This is a genomic window from Streptomyces sp. JNUCC 64, assembly GCF_054484115.1.
In genome coordinates this window covers 990,064-1,008,085 of record NZ_CM137015.1, presented here as the reverse complement: position 1 = coordinate 1,008,085, position 18,022 = coordinate 990,064, and the positions used below count along the sequence as shown (strand labels likewise).

Here is an 18,022-nt window from a genome sequence, read left to right as displayed (position 1 = left end):
CCGGGGAGGTCAGCGCTTCAGCCGGGCGTCGAGCCAGGTGAGGACCTCGGGGGTGACGGGGTCGGTGATGTCCGCGAACTCCCGGTGCTTGGTGAGGAACTTCGCCACGTAGGGGCAGACCGGAACGATCCGCTTCCCGGAGGCCCGGACGTCGGTCAGGGCCCGTTCGACGAGGATCCCGGCGAGCCCCCGGCCCGCGTGGGCGTCGTCGATCTCGGTGTGGAAGAAGACCCGCTGGTCGTCGCGGTCGCGGTAGGCGGTGAGCCCGGCCCGTCCGTCCTCGACGTGGATCTCGTAGCGGTGACGGGCGTCCACGCGGTGGACGACGGGGTCGGCGGTCCGCTCGCTCATGGTGGGGTCCTCGGGGTGCGGGGGTCGGCGGGGGTGAGAACGGCGTGGGCTTCGCGCACGATGCGCCGTCAGCAAGAGAGGACGGCATCGTACGCGGGAGGTACCGGACCATGACCACCAAGCCACTGGCCCACGGCACGGGCGGCGCGCCCCCGGCGGCCCTCCCCGGTCGTGCGACCGCCCTGAGCGTATCGCCCGCCACCCCCACCGCCTCGGCCTGACAGGTCCGCACGAAGCGGGCCCGGGGTGTTGAGCCCGACAGATCCGGGGCGGAACGGGCCCGCCCCGCGGCTCCTCCCGGCGGGAAGGGCGGCTGGTTCCGTCCAGGGTCCTGGAACCCACCGCGCTCCGGGATCCGGGCCGTGAGCCCGGCGCTGGTAAGATCGGTGTCACGTTCGTAGACAGACTGGGGCCCGTGCCGGACAAGGCACGGGCCCCGGCCCGTTCAGGGCACCGCGATGAGGAAGGACCCCATGAAGGCGAAGCAGCCGTCCTCCGGCCGCTCCGGACCGGGCAGGTCCGACCAGGGGAGGCCCCCGCGGGGCGAGCTCTCCGTGCCGGGGACGTCCGCCCCCGGCCTTCCGCCCGCCGCGTCCTTCGCGGAGCTGGAACTGCCGGCCGCGCTGACGAGGGCGCTGGCGGAGCTCGGGGTACGGGAGCCCTTCCCGATCCAGGCGGCCATCCTGCCCAGCGCGCTGGCCGGCCGGGACGTCCTGGGCCGCGCGCGGACCGGATCGGGAAAGACCCTCGCCTTCGGGCTGGCGCTCCTCGCCCGTACGGCGGGCCGTCGCGCCGAACCGAAGCGCCCCCTCGCGCTGGTCCTGGTGCCGACGAGGGAACTCGCGCAGCAGGTGAGCGAGGCGCTGGCGCCCTACGCGGAGGCGCTCGGACTGCGGTCGGCGACCGTGGTCGGCGGGCTGGCGATCAACCGGCAGGCGGCGGCGCTCCGGGCGGGCGCCGAGCTCGTGGTGGCGACGCCGGGACGGCTGGCCGATCTCGTCGCCCGGCGGGACTGCCACCTGGACCGGGTACGGATCGCGGTGCTGGACGAGGCGGACCAGATGTGCGACATGGGCTTCCTGCCGCAGGTCTCACAGGCCCTGGACCAGGTTCCCCCCGGCGGGCAGCGGATGCTGTTCTCCGCGACGCTCGACCGCAACGTCGATCACCTGGTCGGCCAGTATCTGAGCGAGCCGGTGCTCGCCACGGTCGACCGGGCGGAGGGTTCGGTCGCGACGATGGAGCACCACGTGCTGAACGTCCACCCCGCCGACAAGTACGCGACAGCCACCGAGATCGCGGCCCGGGACGGGCGGGTGCTGATGTTCCTGGACACCAAGCACGCGGTGGACCAGTTCACCCGCCATCTGCGGAGCAGCGGCATCAAGGCGGGCGCTCTGCACAGCGGGAAGTCGCAGCCGCAGCGCACGCACACGCTGGCCCAGTTCAAGGACGGCGCGATCACGGTGCTGGTGGCCACCAACGTCGCCGCCCGTGGCATCCACGTCGAGCACCTGGACCTCGTCGTCAACGTCGATCCGCCCGCCGAACCCAAGGACTACCTCCACCGAGGCGGGCGCACCGCGCGGGCCGGAGAGTCCGGCAGCGTGGTCACCCTGGTCACGCCCGGCCAGCGCCGGGACGTGAACCGGATGATGTCGGACGCCGGCATCCGGCCCACGGTCACCCAGGTCCGCTCCGGCGAGCAGGCACTGACCGCCATCACCGGCGCGAAACGCCCGCCGGTGCGGGACGGGGCGAAGACCGGCAACGTGGCGTTCCGGGGTCTGGGCGCCCCCACGGGCCGCCCGCCGAAGGAATCCCGGAAGGCCGCGGAGGCACGGATGATGGCGGAGGCCCGCAGAGCGGGCCGCGTGCGCAAGGCCCGCTGACGGGCGCCGCGCCCACAGCGGGCAGCGGACACCAGGAGGCACCCACCGCCTCACGTCGAGTACAGCGTCAAGGAGCACCGATGGCGGACAGGGTCCATCAACCCCGGGAGGACGCCGAGTTCGCGTTCATCCTGGCCAGGGCGGACGTCCCGGTGCTGGCGTACTTCCACGGCGTGTGGCCCAAGGCCCTGGCGGCGTGCAAGGAGACGGAGCCCCTGGTGCGGGAGGTGGCCGACGCCTACCAGGGGCGGCTGATCGTCGTGCGGGCCGACATCGCCAGGTGCCCCGGCCCGGTACGGCGGTACGGCGTCACCGGCGCGCCCTCCTTCGTACTGATCGACGGGGACGAGGCGACCACGGCCGGGAGCGGTCCGATGACCGGGGCCGCGCTCAAGGAGTTCCTGGACGCCCGTCTGTGAGCGGGCCGCGTACCACCGGCGGGCGGGACGGCACCCCGCCGCGCTGAGGCGCGGGAAGAGCCGGGCCCGGCCGTCCACGGACGCGGGGACGCGGGTGTGGCGATCCGGGCGCCGGGTCCGTCTCTGACCTTCTCGGGTGCGACGCGGTCCATCGGGTCATGGGTTCAGGCCTCGGCCGGGATGAGGGAGAGCCGGGGATCCGAGGCGATCACCAGGGTTCCCTGGTGCGCGTCGTGGGGGAGCGACGCACGGCGGATGCGGGGTTCCCAGTCGTCCGGCCAGATCGTGGCGGCGTCCCAGAGCACCCCCTTGAGCCAGGCGTTGCCGAGCGGTGCGCGGGTGAGGTCGGCGCCGGTGAAGTCGTCGTTGAGCCGTTCCAGCTCTGCCGCCGCTTCGGACAGCTCCCGCGCGTGGCGTGCCGCGTACGCGAGGTCGTCGGCGACGTCCTGGGCGACGCTTCCCGCCAAGGCGACGTCATGGGGCCGTGGGTCCGTGGCGCGGATCAGGGGGGTCAACTCCTCGGTCAGGAGGTGCCACGCCTGCTCCACTTCATGGCGTAGTTCCTCCGCGGGGCGGGCGAGGCGGACCTCGGCCTCCGTGAGGAAGTCGGTGCCTTCGGCTGACGCCGGCCGTTGCCGGGTGGTGGGCAGCTTCCGGACTTCCGCCAGCCTGGCCCCGACCTTCTCGACGATGGCCCGCTCCCGGCAGCCGGACGCCCGCGCGGGACCGTCCTCCAGGCGCTCCAGCATCTCCCGCGCGCTGCGGAGCATGTCCAGCAGGTCGCACGGCCAGTAGGCCCGGACCAGCAGAAGGGTGTCCTGGCGGTGCTTCAGCCTGGTCTCCGCGGGGCTCGTCAGCTTGCCCGGCTGCTTGCTGGGCGGCTGTTTCACGGGCGCGGTGAGGGAGCGCGCGGGCGCGGACCTCCGGTCCAGCCGCTGTTTCACGGCGGTCAGCGCGGAACGGTGGGCCGCCGCGAGGATTCTGGACAGGGCCAGTTCCGGGTCCTGAAGCTCCGGAACTCCCCCCTGAGCCGTGACGCGCTGTTCCACGGCGCGCCCGAGACGGTTGTGGGTCGAGGCCAGCATGCGCGTGAGTTCGGATTCCGCCTTCCGGTCCGCCGTGGGGACGGACTGGTGGTCGTTCATCGTTCTCCTCTCGGCGCTTCCAGCCCGAGCGCCGCCTTCAGCGAGGCCCGGGCGCGTGCCAGGTTCTGTCGGACGGCCGCCTGCGTGGTCCCCATCGCCCGGGCGGTTTCCTCCGTCGTGAAACCGTCCAGGTGCCAGGCCATGGCGGCGCGTTGTTTGGCGGGCAGTCGCAGGAGCAGCGCGATCACCTGCCGTGCCTCCTCCTGGATCTCGGTGGCGTGAGCCGGGGTCCGCCAGTTCATGGTGGCGGGAGTCTCGGGGAGCTGGGCGCTGTTGTCTTCGTGCTTGACCTGCTGCCGTAGCCAGGAACGGGTCGCCACCGTGCGCAGCCACGCCTTGGGGAAGGCGATGGAAAGGCCTGGCGTGCACATCTGGGTGAAAGCGTCCTGAGCGGCGTCCTGGGCCTCGTTCCATGACGCGCCCTGAATGAGGAGGAACCGCACGAGGGACGGGTACTGATCGTCGTGGATCTCTTCGGCGATCTCCCGGCCGGGCAACGCGACTCTGGCCTCTCCGGCCGGGGCCGCCGTGATCTCCGGGTCAGTGCCGACCGCGCGTTTCGCCACGGTCACCCCCGGTGTCGATGGTCGGCGAGGCGGCCCACACGGTGCGACCCCGTCCCGTCTCCTGCAGGGATCCACGGGATCCCGAGACGCGGACCCGTTCCGTCAGCCCCTCGTCGGCGATCCTGGCCAGCTCCACCTTCGCCATCTGCCGCCCCCGCAGAGTCTTCGCCACTGCGCTCACCACGCTGATGACGACCGCCGCCACCGCCCCGACCAGCACCGGGTCCACCCTGAGTTCTCCTTCGGTCGGTCTCATCGGCGGCCGCTGAACGACCACCCCTGCGACCTAGTGCGGAGACCGGCCCGGGCTGTGACATCCAGCAGGTCAGGGAGATCCCCGTCCGCGCGCGGACGGGCGGGAGACGCCGGTAGCCGCCTACGGGGGCGGACGGGACCGTGCGGTGACGACCGCCCACGGCGACCCCAGGCGAAGAACTCGCGGACGCCTCGGTCCACTTGGCGGCGCCCGACGAGTGCTCCCGCCGCGCGGTCGAAACAAACAGCCGCACAGGGAGGGGTCACAATCGGGCCGGGACCGATAGCGACCCTCGGCGACCGGTTGAGGCCGGGCGAAGCCGCCGCGACGGGAGCGTCCAGGGGCAAGCGCCGTAACCCCCGCCTGCCACGGTTTCACCGGACGTCGGGACTGGGCGGCCGGGGGACGGGTCAGTCGTGGGAGGCGCGTCCGCTCACCCGGTGGTCGGCGTAGCTCAACGCCTCCAGGACCAGTCTGCGCAGGTGGCCGTCGAGGAGGCGGTAGACGACGTGGCGACCCTCGCGGCGGGTCTCCACCAGTCCCGCGAGGCGCAGTTTGGCCAGGTGCTGGCTCACCGCGGTCCGTGAGGCGCCGCTCCGCTCGGCCAGCGAACCGACGTCCGACTCGTCCTGCGCGAGCATCCAGAGCAGATGGAGCCGGGTCGCGTCGGCGGCCATGGCGAACACCTCGGCCGCCTGTGCCAGGCGGGCCGGGTCCGGGGTGCGCAGATGCGTCCCCTCCGGTACCGGCAGTTGCGTGGCGGTCGCAGGTGCGACCGGCTCGTGGTGGGCCATGGGCCACAGTGTAGAACTCGCCACTTCGATACGTTCATGTGCGCAGATGCGCACATGAACGTACTATGGGGTCGTGCGTCCGCCCCATCCGTCCTGCCGAGGAGCACAGGGATGCCGTCCGTGCCGCGCGACCGCGCCTACCGCCATCTGTTCGCCGCCCAGGTCGTCGCGCTGGTGGGAACGGGGCTGGCCACCGTGGCCCTCGGGCTCCTCGCGTACGACCTGGCGGGTCCGGCGGCCGGGTCGGTGCTCGGGACGGCCCTGACGATCAAGATGGCGGCCTACGTGCTGATCGCTCCGGTCGTCGGCGCGCTGGCCCACCGGCTGCCGCGCCGCACGCTGATGGCCGCGTCCGACCTGATGCGCGGCGGCGCCGCGCTGGCCCTGCCCTTCGTCACCGAACTGTGGCAGGTCTACGTACTGGTCCTGGTACTCCAGGCCGCCTCCGCCGTCTTCACCCCCACGTTCCAGGCCACCCTTCCCGAGGTGCTCACCGATGAGCGCGAGTACACCCGGGCACTGTCGCTCTCCCGGCTCGCCTACGACCTCGAAAGCCTCTTCAGCCCCGTCCTGGCGGCGGCGTTGCTCACGCTGATCGGCTACGACTGGCTGTTCCTCGGGACCGCCGCCGGTTTCCTCGCGTCCGCCGCGCTGGTGGTGTCGGCGGCGTTGCCCAAGCCGGTGGCCGCCCCCACCGCCGGTGGCGCGTACACGAGGCTCACCGCGGGCGTCCGCCTCTTCCTCGGCGTGCCGAGACTGCGGTCCCTGCTGGCTCTCGACCTCGCCGTCGCCGCGGCGGGTGCCGTGGTCCTGGTGAACACGGTGGTCCACGTCCGGGAGGAGCTCGGGCGCGGCGCCGGTGACGTGGCGGTGGCACTCGGCGCGTACGGAGCCGGGTCCATGGCCGTCGCCCTGCTGCTGCCCCGCCTCCTCGACCGGGTCGCGGACCGCACGGTGATGCTGGGCGGCGCCCTGGCGCTGGTGCCGGTGTTCGCGGTCCTCGGCGGAATCACCGCGTCGGGCGGCGGCACCTGGCGGTGGCCCGCGCTCCTGGCCGCCTGGGCGGCGTTCGGAGGAGCCGCTTCCGCGGTGCTCACCCCGACCGGACGCCTGATCCGGCGTTCCACGCCGCCCGAGGGGCGCGCCTCCGCCTTCGCCGCCCAGTTCTCCCTCTCCCACGCCGCCTGGCTGCTCACCTACCCGCTCGCGGGCTGGCTGAGCGCGACGGCCGGGCTCCTCCCGGCGGTCCTCGCACTGGGCGGGGTCACCCTGGCCGCCGCGCTCCTCGCCGTACGGCTGTGGCCGGGACGGACCGCCCCGGCCGGACGGACCGCCCCCGCCGGGGACCTGCCGCACCCGCGCGAGAGCGGCCCCGCCGTCCACCGGCACACCGGGCTCACCGCCACGCACCCCCACCTCGTCGACGCCGTCCGGGTCCCCGGAGGGTGGGAACACAGCCACCTTCCCGTCCTCGACGAACTGCACCACTCGCGAAGCTGACACCGGGACCGACCGCAACGGGGCAGCCCCCGCTCGCGGGCCGCACTCACCGCCGGTGGCGTCAGCGAACGACGTTCCGTGCCGGTGGTGGCCTCGGATTCGGTGACGTCCTGGCGGTCCGCCTCGTACTGGCGGACATGGTGGGCGATGGTCGCCGCCCGGGTGGTGACGGTTCCGGCGGTCTCGGCCGAGCGCGTCCTCGGCCGGAACGGATCGGGGCCGCCGGACTCGGAGAACAGACCGCGGACAGACGTCCCCGGCGCTTCCCACGCGACATCGCCGGGCGACCGGCCCGGCGGACGCGGATCATCCGCCACCGCTCATGGTCCGAGCACTCGGCGGGTATAGCTGTTCTGAAACACTCCCGCAGGATCCAGCCGCGAGCGGATCGCCAGAAACTCCGGCATTCGCTCATACGACGTTGACAGCCGCTCCGCGCAGAGCGTGTGCATCTTGCCCCAGTGCGGTCGCCCGTCGAAGGCGCGCAGCACCGGCTCGACGGCATCGAAGTACTCGTGCGGGTCTTCTCGCCAGTACCGGTGAACAGCGACATACGCCGATTCCCGTCGATACGCCGTCGAGAGGAGATTCTCGTCGGCGGCCGCATACCGAAGCTCGACGGGGAAGGAGATGCGGAGCCTTCGCGATTCGATGACGCGGCGGATCTCGCGAAGCACGTCGGGGAGCGCCTCCGCCGGAACCGCGTACTCCATCTCCCGGAACCTGACCCGGCGCGGGCTCGTGAACACTGCGTGCGAGTCACCGACGTACGTGCCGCCTCCGAAGACGGCCGCCGCGAGCCGGTTGATTCCCGGCGTCGCCCACGGCACGAGCGCGGCAAGCCCGCACACGGCCCGATGCCCGGCCGTACCGACCAGCTCCTCGTTGAACCAGGTGCGCAGCCGACCGGGCGCCACATGGCGCGCATCCCACGGAAGCCGTGTGTTCTCTTTCATCGAGAGCACGTCCGTGTGCGGCCACCAGAAGGCCTCGACGTGATCCACCTCTCTGGCGCGGTGAATCATCTCGTCGACGCTGTCGACGTGGGCGCTGTACTCGACCGCTCGGAGCAGATAGGCCGGCACGCACTGGAGTTCCACGGAGACGAGGATGCCGAGGGCCCCGAGCCCGAGTCGAACGGCGGGCAGGAGTTCAGGGCGCTCGTCTTCCGAGACGCGGATGACCTCGCCGTGACCGTCGACCAGCGTTACGGCCGTGATCTGCGTCGACAGACCACCGAAACCGATCCCCGTGCCATGGGTTCCCGTCGACGTCGCGCCGGCGATCGTCTGGGTGTCGATGTCTCCCATGTTCTCGAGTGCCAGTCCGAGTGGCCGGAGGATGCCGGGAAGGTCCCGGAGACGCGTGCCCGCGCCCAGTGTCACCCGCATGCGCTTGGCATCGTGGAACAGGAGCCCGGAAAGAGCGCTCACGTCGACGAGGAATCCATCGGTCATGGCGATCGCACTGAACGAGTGGCCGGCTCCGACGGCCTTCATCGTGCGTCCGCCGTCTCGAACCGTGAGGACCGTGAGGACGATGTCATCGACGGTTGCGGGGGCGAGTACGCGGACGGGATCGGCCCGCTCGCTTCGTCCCCAGTTGACCACTGGTCCACGCTGCGTGGTGATGTCGGGTGAGGTGTTCACAGAAACGTTTTCCCTTCGCCTCGATACGTCGGGACATCGCCGATGACCTCGTCGCCGTCGATCAGGTGGATACCGTCAAGGTGCTCGGCGAGCTCACCGGCTTTCGCGTGACGCAGCCAGACGCGTTCCCCGATGCGCAGCTGTGCGGCGGGCCGACCGCGAATCGGCGTCTGCACCTCACCCGCGCCCTCGATCCTCGTGAGCCTCAGGTCCGGCGGCCACACCGGGCGGGGAAGACGATCTCCGCCCTGGCGCCCGGAGGCGATCCAGCCGCCACCGAGCAGCGTCGCGACTCCTCGATCGGGACGTCGCGTGACCGAGATCGCGAAGGCCGCGGCCGGTGCCGGCGAGAACGACCGGTAGCGGTCGAAGAGGTGCGGGGCGAACAGCCCCGAGCCGGCGGCGATCTCAGTGATGGACGGGTCGGTGCGGGTTGACTCGATCGATCCGGTCCCTCCGCCGTTGACGAACTCGATGACATGCCCGGAGTCGGCGGCGATCTCTCGCAGTCGCGCCACAGCCATGGTGCGTCGTCCTCGAAGCTCCGCGGCCGAGAGCCGTTTGATCAGACGCATGACCGATCGAGCGGGCCCCGCGTCCGGCACGCCCGCGATCTGCGCCTCGTACGACATCAGACCGACCAGGGAGAGTCCCGGACGGGACACGATCTCCCGAGCGAGGGCTTCGACCGACGCCGGGGTGCGAAGCGGTGATCTCCGAACGCCGACATGTCCTCCGACCGCTGTCCGCAAGGACGCGTCGAGGTCGATGGCGACCCGGATCCGGGCTCGGTGCCGAGGCGGTGCGACCGCGTCGAGGACCTCTAGCTGGCGCGTATCGTCGATCATCAGGGTGACCGTGCGCGCCAGGTGCTCATCTGCTGCGAGCGTCGAGAGGTCGCGTCGATGCACGGTGGGGTAGCCGACGACGATGTCGTCGATGCCCTTGCGCGCGAGCCAGATCGCCTCCGCGAGGGTGAACGCGAGCACCCCGCGGAACCCCTCCAGCGCGAGCACCGCTTCGAGCGCCCCGCGAACGCGCAACGACTTGCTCGCCACCCTGATCGGCGTGCCGTTCGCGCGCCGCAGGAGGTCGTGCGCATTGTGCGCCAGAGCACCGAGGTGCACGACGCCGAAGGGCGGATCGAGGTGGGCCGACGCCGCGTCGACGGCTCCCCAGAACCGCGCGGGTTCACGCCAGGTTTGCGCCGGGCGGGACGGCGGCGGCGGAAGCTGGATTCTCACGCGACCCGCCCTCCGTCCGCACGGAGGGAACGGCTGATCGCGGTGGACGGGAACGATGAGCGACGCATTCGTACGACTCCTCCCCTGAAGTGGGTCAACCGTCCCAGACAATTGACCCACACGCAACCAGGGGCCTACTGTGCGGCTCATGACCACAGCAGAGGCACTCTCCGTGGAGCCAACCGTGCGTCAGGCGCGCGCCGCGTTCGACCGCGGCCGCACGGCCCCTCTCGTCTGGCGGCGGAGACAGCTGCGCGGACTGATCTCGATGCTGAAAGAGCACGGTCCGGAGTGGGAGCGCGCGCTCGCCTCCGATCTCGGCAAGCCCGCCGACGAAGTGCATCTCACGGAGATCGGCATCGTTTTGTCCGAGGCCCGTCACGCGCTGTCGTCGCTGCGGCGCTGGGCGGCGCCACGGCGTGTGCGGCTCCCCTGGTATCTGCTGCCGGGAAGCGCACGCACCAGACCGGCGCCACGCGGCGTCGCCCTCGTGATCGCCCCCTGGAACTACCCGCTGCAGTTGCAGCTCGCCCCGACCGTCGGCGCGCTCGCCGCGGGATGCGCCGTCGTGTTGAAGCCGAGCGAGCATGCTCCCGCGACCGCCGCTCTTCTCGCCGAGCTCGTTCCCCGCCATCTCGACCCGGAAGCCGTGCGGGTCGCGACGGGCGGTGCCGAGGTGGCTCAGTCGCTGCTCGACCAGAAGTTCGACCAGATCTTCTACACCGGAGGCGACCGAGTCGGCCGCGTCGTCGCGGCCGCCGCGGCCGCCCGGCTGACCCCGGCTGTGCTGGAGCTCGGTGGCGCCTGCCCGGTCTGGGTCGACGAGTCGGCCGACGTCCCTCTCGCCGCACGACGCATCGTCTGGGCGAAGCTCCTGGCGTCAGGACAGACCTGTGTCGCACCGAACCACGTGTTCGTCGCCGAGAAAGTGCACGACCGCATGCTCGAAGCCATCCGCGACGCCATCGCGCGGCAACTCGGCGACGACGCTCGGCGAAGCCCGGACTTCGCCCGGGTTGTTTCCGACACCCACGTGGAGCGGTTGGAGGAACTGCTGCGCGGACGTGACGTCCACGTCGGCGGTGACAGCGTTCGTCACGATCGCTACCTGGCGCCGACGGTCGTCGCGGAGTCCGATCCGCATTCCCCGCTCATGAGCGAAGAGACCTTCGGTCCGATTCTCCCGGTCTGCGCACTGCGCGACGTCGATGAGTTCATCGCCCTGCAGCGGGCCCGCGCGCATCCGCTCGCCATCTACGGATTCGCCCGCAGCCGCCCGGTGCTCGACCGCATCGAACACGAGACGACCTCCGGCGCGTTCGGGCGCAACGTCCTTCTGACTCAGCTCCAGGTGCACGGCCTGCCATTCGGCGGCGTCGGCGCCTCCGGCCACGGGGCGTACCACGGGAAACGAAGTTTCGACGTGTTCAGCTACGAGAAGGCCGTGGTCTCAAAGCCGCCGGGCCCCGACCCGCTCGACCTCGTCATCCCTCCGCACACGCCGCTCGTGCGTCGCGCGATCCGCCGACTCATCACCCGCAGCTGAGAACGCCATGCCGAATCCGCCGTCTCCCGACGCCGCTCACACTCGTTCCTCGGCGAAGGACGCGACCATCTCCGCACACGCGTCCACCACGTCCGCCAGAGGATCGTCGCTGACGATCCGACTGACCGTCGCCCCGTCACTCAGGATCAGCACGATGGACGCCAGCACGTGGGGGTCGCGGGTCCACCGCATCCCGGTCGCGTCCGCGGCCGCGACCAGGAGTTCGCTGAGCAGCAATCGATACTGCTCATGCTGCCATTTCGCGACGGCAGCCAGACTCTCCGTCCGCGCGGCGTGCAGCGACAGCTCCAGCATTCCGTGCTCGCGCCCCGGCTGCACCCCGAACGTGGCCAGGTATCCGCTCAGCGCCCTGCTGAGCACCGAGGCGAGAGCCGCGCGACCGGACGCCCCGTCATGGCCGGCGAGCGCCGCCGCGGTGATGTCGCGCTCCCCGGCGACGACCAGCGTGACGACTTCCCGCAGCAGTTCCTCGCGTGAGGAGAACGCGTAGTGGAAGCTCGCGAGGCTCATCCCCGCCTCAGCGACGATCGCCCGTGTCGTCGTGCTGTCCAAGCCCTCGCGGCTCAGCACCCGAAGCGCTGCCTCGGCCAACGCGGCTCGCCGTTCTCCTACAGGTACCCGCATGTGATTCTGCCTCCCGGACTACGTCCTGAGTATCCATATCTCGCCGCCCGATCACAAACCACCGCAGGAGACAGCACATGACATTTCCGAACCGGATGAGCATTCACGAGAAGGCCATGCTCACGACCGGCCAGGACTTCTTCACCACCCGTCCCGCCGCCGGTATCCCGTCGATCCGCATGGCGGACGGACCGTATGGAGTTCGTTTCCAGCCGAAGGACGAGGATCATCTCGGCGTAGCGGAGAGCGTGCCTGCGACGTGTTTCCCCCCGGGTGTCGCACTGGCGCAGACCTGGGACACCGATCTCGCGGAGAGAGTCGGACGCGCACTGGCAGTCGAATGCCGCGCCGTCGGCGTCCACGTGCTCCTCGGACCTGGAGTCAACCTCAAGCGCGCGCCGCTCGGCGGACGAAACTTCGAGTACTTCTCCGAGGATCCCGTGCTGACCGCGGCGCTGGGAACCGCGTGGGTCCGCGGGGTGCAGAGCGGCGGCGTCGGCGCTTCCCTGAAACACTTCATCGGGAACGAGCAAGAGACCGATCGTCAGCGGATCAGCTCGAACATCGCTGCGCGGCCACTTCGCGAGGTGTATCTGCGTGCGTTCCGACGTGTCGTGGAAGAGGGCGAACCGTGGACCGTGATGTCGTCCTACAACCGCGTCAACGGCGTCTACACCTCTGAGGACGCGTCGCTCTTCAGCATTCTCCGAGAGGAATGGGGATTCGACGGTCTCGTCGTCAGCGACTGGGGCGGAATCACCGACCGCGTCGCGGCGGCGGCTGCGGGCGTCGACCTGGAGATGCCGTCGACCGGGAGCCTCGGCCCCGACAAGCTTGTCGACGCGCTGCGCGCCGGGCGGATAGACGAGGACGTTCTGGATCGCATCGTCGACAGGCTGGCGGGTCTCGGCTCAAGGATCAGCACCGAGACTCCCGAGGCCGTCGACCTCGACGACCACCACGAGCTGGCCAGGGCGGCGGCCGAGCGGGCGATCGTTCTTCTGAAGAACGAGGGAGATCTGCTCCCGATCGCTTCCCGCCGGTCGATCGCCGTCATCGGCGAGCTCGCTCGCTCTCCCCGCTTTCAGGGCGGCGGCAGTGCCTTCGTCTCGGCGGCCAGGGTTGACAGCCCCCTCGACGAGATCCGTGCCGTCCACGGTTCCGGCGTTCGCTACGAACGCGGATACACCCTGGACGGCGGCGAGGACGCGTCACTTGCCAAGGCCGCCGAGGTGCTCGCCGCGGAGGCCGACGTCGTCGTGCTCTTCCTCGGGTTGCCGCTCGCCGACGAATCCGAAGGCTACGACCGCACGACCCTGCCGTTGCCGGACGCGCAGCTCCGGGTGCTCAGACGCGTTCTCGACGCGAATCCGCGCACGGTCGTGGTGTTGTCTCATGGCGGGGTCGTCGATGTGCGCGAGGTCGTCGCGGCACCCGCGATCCTCGACGGCGGACTCCTGGGCCAGGGTGGCGGGCGGGCGCTCGCCAAGGTGCTGGCCGGTCAGGTGAATCCTTCTGGTCACCTCGCGGAGACAGTGCCCCTGCGACTTCAGGACACGCCCTCCTATCTGAGTTTTCCCGGAGAGCACGGCCGCGTGGACTACAGCGAGGGGATCTTCGTCGGGCACCGCTGGTACGACGCCCGCGAGCTGGACGTAGCGTTCCCGTTCGGACACGGCCTGAGCTATACGACGTTCGAGTACGGCGACCTCGTTCTCGACGAATGCCAGGAGGGCATTCGAGCTCGACTCACCGTGGTGAATTCCGGTCAGGTCGCCGGGCGCGCGGTCCCACAGCTCTACCTGGGAATGCCGGCGTCCACCGTCGTCCGGCCGCCACGCGAACTGAAAGCCTTCGCCTCCGTCATGCTGGCTCCCGGTGAGCGGCAGACGACCGAGATGCTCCTCCGGCGCCAGGACCTTGAGTACTGGGACGTGCGATTCGACCGGTGGATCCTCGAGCCGGGCACATATGTCGTGTCCGCCGGAGAATCGAGCCGCGATATCCGGGTCACGGCGGCGATCACCCTCGCGGGAGATTCCGTGTCCGCGCCACTGACGCGTGAGTCCACGCTCGCCGAGGTGCTCGCGCACCCTGTCGCCGGAGCCGCACTGGAGTCCATGCTCAAGCGGGCGTTCGCCGAAGGAAGCGAAGCCGTCGACGACCAGGGCGTCGACCCGTTCGAGCTGATGTCGCAGTTTCCCGTGGGCCGTGCCGTGAGCTTCTCCCAGGGGCAGCTCATGAACGACGGCCAGCTCGATGACTTCCTGGCATTCGCGAACTCCCAACACGGCGGCAGCGATGATTGACATCACCACGCGCGACCGCAGGACCGCGCCTGTGTCCAGAGACCTTCGCCGTGCTCGGGTCTCGGTCAACGTCGCGTTCGCCGTGCAGTCGCTGAACACCGCGACGTTGGCCGTCGTCCTTCCTGGAATGACGACAAGACAGTCGCTCAGCGCAGGAGACATCTCCCTGCTGATGCTGACGATCGCCGGTTTCGCGGCGGTGGGTTCGCTGCTCGCGGGCCGGTTGTCGCGACTGCGCGGGAGCGGCGCGCTGATCCCGCCCGGTCTGGCCGCGCAGGCGGCGATGCTCGGCGTGATCGTCATCGCCCTTCCCGTCGGAGTGCTCTTTCCGGTATACGCCGTCTACGGGCTGGCCGTCGGCATCGTCGACGCGGGCAATGGGATGCAGGCGCTGGCTGTCCAGCGCGCGTACGGAACAACGATCATCAACCAGTTCTTCGCCTTTCAGAGCCTGGGGATCATCACCGCCGCACTTGTCGCCTCGGGAGTCGGCGCTCTGGGCCTCCCCTTCGAATCGGCGTTCGTCTTCGCCGTACTCATCGGGATCGCCTCGTGCGTCGCGATCCGAGGTCGGTTCACACCGGATTCCGAGGACGACGACCGCGCGCCTGAGACACCGCTCCGGCTTCCCTGGGGGCACGTCCTCGTCTTCGGGACCGTGATCGCCGTGGCGTACGTCGCCGACACGGCCATCTCGACGTGGAGTACGGTCTATCTCGGCGACGCACTCGATGGCGCGGCCTTTGTCGCGCCGCTCGGTCTCGTCGGCTACCAGGCGGCGATGCTGGTGGCGCGGCTCTGGGGCGACGTGCTCGTCAGGCGCAACGGCCGTGTTCCCGTCATCGCCGTAGCCGTCCCGCTCAGCGCCGCCGGATTCTTCCTGGTCGCGCTGACCCCATCGCCTTATGCCGGAGTCCTCGCGTTCACGGTCATCGGTCTCGGTCTCGGCGTCATCGTTCCGTTGGCGTTCTCCGCGGCCGGCGAGACCGACCCCACGCGCGTCGACGACGTCGTGTCGCGGCTCAATCTCGCCAACTATCTCGGCGCCACCGTAGGCGCCGTCGTGATCGGCCTCGTCGCCGAGGCGTCCGATCTGCATATCGCCTACCTCCTTCCGGGTGTCCTCCTGATCGCGACCCTCGTCACCGTCGGCGCGTTCCGGGAGAGAGGGCGGCGTGGGCAAGCAGTCGCCGCGTCGATCGAACCTCTCTGAGCGGCACCGCACGCTGCCCTTGGCCGCGCAGGGCGGTACACCATGCGGACAGACCTGCGACGTGTGCGGGGTGCCGAGGCGTTCGCGGTGCGCGTGGGCAGCGCCACCTGCGTATCAGCGCACCGTGATCCACCATCCGAGATCATTCGAAGGCGGTTTCCAGTAGTCCAGCCGCCAGCTGCCGCTGTCGCAGGGTGTCCTCCTCCGCCGCGGTGTACAGCGCGCGTTCCTGGCCTGACCGCGGTGGAGGTGGAGCCGGCCGGGCGTCTGTTCGGCGGACGTGCGCGTGCCCTCCCGTGCCGACCGGGCTTCGTCCCGGCCGGGCGTGCCTCCAGGACCTGGCGGAGGGCTGGTCCCTGGCGGAGGTTCTCACTCCGTCGGGCTGCCTATCCGGATCCGCCGTCTGGCAGTCGGTGTGTTCGGGTCGGGCCCGGCTGGGGGGAGGGTGAAGCCGACCTCGGCGCCGCCGTCGTCGGCGTCCGTCGCGAACACCGTGCCCCCGTCTGTTGTGACGCTGTCGTGCACGATGGCCAGACCGAGTCCGGACCCGGGGGTGGCCTGGGTGCGCGCGCCCCGGTGGAAGCGGTCGAAGACGGCGTCGCGGTCGGCCGGCTCGATGCCGGGGCCTTTGTCGCGTACGGATAGTCGGCGGCCTTCGATGTGCAGGGAGATCGGGGTCCCCTGCGGGCTGAATTTGACGGCGTTGCCGAGGAGGTTGTCGACGCAGCGCTGGAGCGCCCGGGGCCTGGCCCGTACCGGAAGGGGTTCTTCGGCGGTGACGGTGATGGCGCGGCCGGTGCGGGCGCGGTGGCGGCGCGCGGTGTCCTCGGCGAGGACCGTCAGGTCGATGGTGTCCGGGGCTTCGTCGGTGTAGCGGTCGGTGGCCAGTTCGACGAGTTCGCGCACCAGGTCGTCGAGGGCGGCGGACTCGGCGACCAGGGTGGAGAGGATCTGTTCCTCGTCTTCGGGGGTGAGTCTGCCGCGGCCCCGCTGGAGGAGTTCGGCGCTGCCGCGCACCGAGGTGAGCGGGGTGCGCAGCTCGTGGCTGGCGTCCTGGACGAGCCGGTGCTGCTGGTCCCGGGAGCGGCGCAGGGCGGTGAGCATGGAGGTGAAGCTGCGGGTGAGCTGGCCTACTTCGTCGGTTCCGGCCGGGGGCAGTTCGGTGGAGAGGTCTCGGGTGGCCGTGATGTGCGCGGTGGTGCGGGCGAGGTTGCGGACGGGTCGCAGGATCCGGCCGAGGACGAACCAGCTCAGCAGGGCGGACAGGGCGAGGGCGGCGGCGGTCGTGCCGGTGACCCGCCGCAGGAACGCGTCGTCGACGCGGGCGGCGCCCTCGTAGCTCTGTGCCACCGTGACCGCGCCTCCGTCGGGCAGGGGCCGGGTGAGGACGCTGTACTCGATTCCGTCGACGACGAGGTCCTCCACGGGTCCGTTCTGACCCGTCCGGGCCGTCCGCAGGGCGGATGCCGTGACGGGGACGCGGGGGTCAGCGGGGGCGAGGCGGCGCACGGTCCCCTGGTCGGACAGGATCTGGTGCGTCATGCCCGGCCGGGGCGGGGGTGTCAGACCGGCGGCGACCAGGGTGTGGACCGTGTGCATGCGGTCTTCCAAGCCGTGGTCGAGTTCGGCGCGTACGAGGTCGCTGACGTTCCGGTACGACATGACGGCGGCGAGGGCCATGGCGAGCGCGGCGGCCATGACGACGACTGCGGTGATCTTGCTGCGGAGTGTGAGGCGCCCCGGGCGGTCCGCACCGGCCGCCGGACGACCCGCGACGGACGGGCGAGCCATCAGCCGGCCCGCACGGTGTAGCCGACGCTGCGCACGGTGTGGATCAGCCGGGGCTCGCCGTCCTGTTCGGTCTTCTGGCGGAGGTAGCCGATGTAGACGTCCAGGGAACGCGATGTGGTGTCGAAGTCGTAGCCCCAGATGTTCTCGTAGATCTGGGAGCGGGTGAGTACCACGCCCGGATGGCTCAGGAGGAGTTCCAGCACGTCGAACTCCGTTTTGGTGAGGTCGAGTTGCCGGGGGCCGCGGAACGCCAGGCGGGCCTCGGGGTCCAGGGTGAGGTCCGCGACCGCTGGCGTGCCGCCCGTCCCGGCCGGGTCGGTGCGGCGCAGGAGCGCTCGTATCCGCGCGAAGAGCTCCTCGGTCGCGAACGGCTTGGCGAGGTAGTCGTCGGCCCCCGCGTCCAGTCCGGCCACCCGGTCGCCCACCTCGTGCCGTGCCGTCAGAACGAGTACCGGCAGCCGGTCGCCGCGCCTGCGGAGCATCCTGCACAGGCCCAGGCCGTCCAGGTTCGGCATGCCCACGTCCAGCACCGCCACGTCCGGACGCTCTCGTTCGAGGAGCCCCAGGGCCTCCAGTCCGTCGGCGGCCAGCAGCACCCTGTACCCCTCGAAGCGCAGCAGTTGGTCCAGGGTGCTGCGCACTCCCGGATCGTCCTCGGCGACGAGCACCGTGCGGGGGCGCTCCGTTGCGTCTCTCATGTGG

General features: G+C 70.8%; 16 protein-coding genes. 6 read left to right on the top strand and 10 right to left on the bottom strand.

Translation table 11 applies throughout. The features are described 5' to 3' along the window. Positions 1-9: 9 nt before the first annotated feature. On the bottom strand, positions 10-351 hold the full coding sequence (locus tag ACVWNX_RS03865; RefSeq protein ID WP_454412444.1) for a GNAT family N-acetyltransferase: 342 nt from the start codon (positions 349-351) through the stop codon (positions 10-12). A 473-nt stretch (positions 352-824) separates the two neighbouring features. Between ACVWNX_RS03865 and ACVWNX_RS03860 the strand changes: the two genes are divergently transcribed. Both ACVWNX_RS03860 and ACVWNX_RS03855 read left to right on the top strand, forming a co-directional pair. Continuing rightward, a complete protein-coding gene (locus tag ACVWNX_RS03860) occupies positions 825-2,243 on the top strand; it encodes a DEAD/DEAH box helicase (protein WP_454412443.1) in 1,419 nt (472 codons plus the stop codon). An 80-nt stretch (positions 2,244-2,323) separates the two neighbouring features. After that, on the top strand, positions 2,324-2,662 hold the full coding sequence (locus tag ACVWNX_RS03855) for a thioredoxin family protein (RefSeq protein ID WP_454412442.1): 339 nt from the start codon (positions 2,324-2,326) through the stop codon (positions 2,660-2,662). 164 nt (positions 2,663-2,826) lie between these two features. On the opposite strand, the gene ACVWNX_RS03850 is transcribed toward ACVWNX_RS03855, so the two are convergent. The 4 genes from ACVWNX_RS03850 to ACVWNX_RS03835 form a co-directional block, all read right to left on the bottom strand. After that, positions 2,827-3,807, bottom strand: coding sequence for a hypothetical protein (locus ACVWNX_RS03850; RefSeq protein WP_454412441.1), 981 nt, complete (start codon positions 3,805-3,807; stop codon positions 2,827-2,829). Then, positions 3,804-4,379 (bottom strand): RNA polymerase sigma factor, encoded by a 576-nt coding sequence (locus ACVWNX_RS03845; RefSeq protein WP_454412440.1) that lies wholly within the window; start codon positions 4,377-4,379, stop codon positions 3,804-3,806. Before ACVWNX_RS03845 ends, ACVWNX_RS03850 begins: the two co-directional genes overlap by 4 nt. Beyond that, positions 4,348-4,602: a hypothetical protein gene (locus ACVWNX_RS03840; RefSeq protein WP_454412439.1), complete on the bottom strand. Its 255-nt coding sequence runs from the start codon at positions 4,600-4,602 to the stop codon at positions 4,348-4,350. The genes ACVWNX_RS03845 and ACVWNX_RS03840 overlap by 32 nt, the downstream gene beginning before the upstream one ends. 437 nt (positions 4,603-5,039) lie before the next feature. Next, the gene (locus tag ACVWNX_RS03835; protein WP_454412438.1) at positions 5,040-5,423 is read right to left on the bottom strand and encodes an ArsR/SmtB family transcription factor; all 384 of its coding nucleotides are present in this window, start codon (positions 5,421-5,423) and stop codon (positions 5,040-5,042) included. Positions 5,424-5,534: 111 nt separating this feature from the next. Between ACVWNX_RS03835 and ACVWNX_RS03830 the strand changes: the two genes are divergently transcribed. Beyond that, entirely contained in the window at positions 5,535-6,923 is a 1,389-nt protein-coding gene (locus tag ACVWNX_RS03830; RefSeq protein WP_454412437.1) for an MFS transporter, read from the top strand. Positions 6,924-7,243: 320 nt separating this feature from the next. On the opposite strand, the gene ACVWNX_RS03825 is transcribed toward ACVWNX_RS03830, so the two are convergent. Beyond that, positions 7,244-8,572, bottom strand: a complete 1,329-nt coding sequence (locus ACVWNX_RS03825; protein ID WP_454412436.1) for a D-arabinono-1,4-lactone oxidase — start codon at positions 8,570-8,572, stop codon at positions 7,244-7,246. After that, complete coding sequence (locus ACVWNX_RS03820) at positions 8,569-9,810, bottom strand: alanine racemase (RefSeq protein ID WP_454414618.1); 1,242 nt, start codon at positions 9,808-9,810, stop codon at positions 8,569-8,571. The genes ACVWNX_RS03825 and ACVWNX_RS03820 overlap by 4 nt, the downstream gene beginning before the upstream one ends. Positions 9,811-9,964: 154 nt before the next feature. Between ACVWNX_RS03820 and ACVWNX_RS03815 the strand changes: the two genes are divergently transcribed. Then, complete coding sequence (locus tag ACVWNX_RS03815; RefSeq protein WP_454412435.1) at positions 9,965-11,362, top strand: aldehyde dehydrogenase family protein; 1,398 nt, start codon at positions 9,965-9,967, stop codon at positions 11,360-11,362. Between the two features lie 36 nt (positions 11,363-11,398). On the opposite strand, the gene ACVWNX_RS03810 is transcribed toward ACVWNX_RS03815, so the two are convergent. After that, positions 11,399-11,974, bottom strand: a complete 576-nt coding sequence (locus ACVWNX_RS03810; RefSeq protein WP_454412434.1) for a TetR/AcrR family transcriptional regulator — start codon at positions 11,972-11,974, stop codon at positions 11,399-11,401. 110 nt (positions 11,975-12,084) lie between these two features. Here ACVWNX_RS03810 and ACVWNX_RS03805 point away from each other — a divergent pair, with 110 nt between their 5' ends. Together ACVWNX_RS03805 and ACVWNX_RS03800 are read left to right on the top strand one after the other, a co-directional pair. Beyond that, the gene (locus tag ACVWNX_RS03805) at positions 12,085-14,316 is read left to right on the top strand and encodes a glycoside hydrolase family 3 C-terminal domain-containing protein (protein WP_454412433.1); all 2,232 of its coding nucleotides are present in this window, start codon (positions 12,085-12,087) and stop codon (positions 14,314-14,316) included. Next, a complete protein-coding gene (locus ACVWNX_RS03800) occupies positions 14,309-15,529 on the top strand; it encodes an MFS transporter (protein ID WP_454412432.1) in 1,221 nt (406 codons plus the stop codon). Before ACVWNX_RS03805 ends, ACVWNX_RS03800 begins: the two co-directional genes overlap by 8 nt. Before the next feature lie 369 nt (positions 15,530-15,898). Here the strand turns inward: ACVWNX_RS03800 and ACVWNX_RS03795 are convergent, their stop codons facing one another. Beyond that, positions 15,899-17,227 carry a HAMP domain-containing sensor histidine kinase gene (locus ACVWNX_RS03795; protein ID WP_454412431.1) on the bottom strand — a complete coding sequence of 443 codons (1,329 nt, stop codon included), beginning with the start codon at positions 17,225-17,227 and terminating at the stop codon, positions 15,899-15,901. Between the two features lie 92 nt (positions 17,228-17,319). Then, positions 17,320-18,018 carry a response regulator transcription factor gene (locus ACVWNX_RS03790; protein WP_454412430.1) on the bottom strand — a complete coding sequence of 233 codons (699 nt, stop codon included), beginning with the start codon at positions 18,016-18,018 and terminating at the stop codon, positions 17,320-17,322. Between the last annotated feature and the right edge of the window lie 4 nt (positions 18,019-18,022).

Bases quoted from the DNA above. Each gene is read 5' to 3' on its own strand.
- ACVWNX_RS03865 (WP_454412444.1), bottom strand. From the start codon at position 351: ATGAGCGAGCGGACCGCCGACCCCGTCGTCCACCGCGTGGACGCCCGT.
- ACVWNX_RS03860 (WP_454412443.1), top strand. From the start codon at position 825: ATGAAGGCGAAGCAGCCGTCCTCCGGCCGCTCCGGACCGGGCAGGTCC.
- ACVWNX_RS03855 (WP_454412442.1), top strand. From the start codon at position 2,324: ATGGCGGACAGGGTCCATCAACCCCGGGAGGACGCCGAGTTCGCGTTC.
- ACVWNX_RS03850 (WP_454412441.1), bottom strand. From the start codon at position 3,807: ATGAACGACCACCAGTCCGTCCCCACGGCGGACCGGAAGGCGGAATCC.
- ACVWNX_RS03835 (WP_454412438.1), bottom strand. From the start codon at position 5,423: ATGGCCCACCACGAGCCGGTCGCACCTGCGACCGCCACGCAACTGCCG.
- ACVWNX_RS03830 (WP_454412437.1), top strand. From the start codon at position 5,535: ATGCCGTCCGTGCCGCGCGACCGCGCCTACCGCCATCTGTTCGCCGCC.
- ACVWNX_RS03815 (WP_454412435.1), top strand. From the start codon at position 9,965: ATGACCACAGCAGAGGCACTCTCCGTGGAGCCAACCGTGCGTCAGGCG.
- ACVWNX_RS03805 (WP_454412433.1), top strand. From the start codon at position 12,085: ATGACATTTCCGAACCGGATGAGCATTCACGAGAAGGCCATGCTCACG.
- ACVWNX_RS03800 (WP_454412432.1), top strand. From the start codon at position 14,309: ATGATTGACATCACCACGCGCGACCGCAGGACCGCGCCTGTGTCCAGA.
- ACVWNX_RS03795 (WP_454412431.1), bottom strand. From the start codon at position 17,227: ATGGCCGCCGCGCTCGCCATGGCCCTCGCCGCCGTCATGTCGTACCGG.
- ACVWNX_RS03790 (WP_454412430.1), bottom strand. From the start codon at position 18,018: ATGAGAGACGCAACGGAGCGCCCCCGCACGGTGCTCGTCGCCGAGGAC.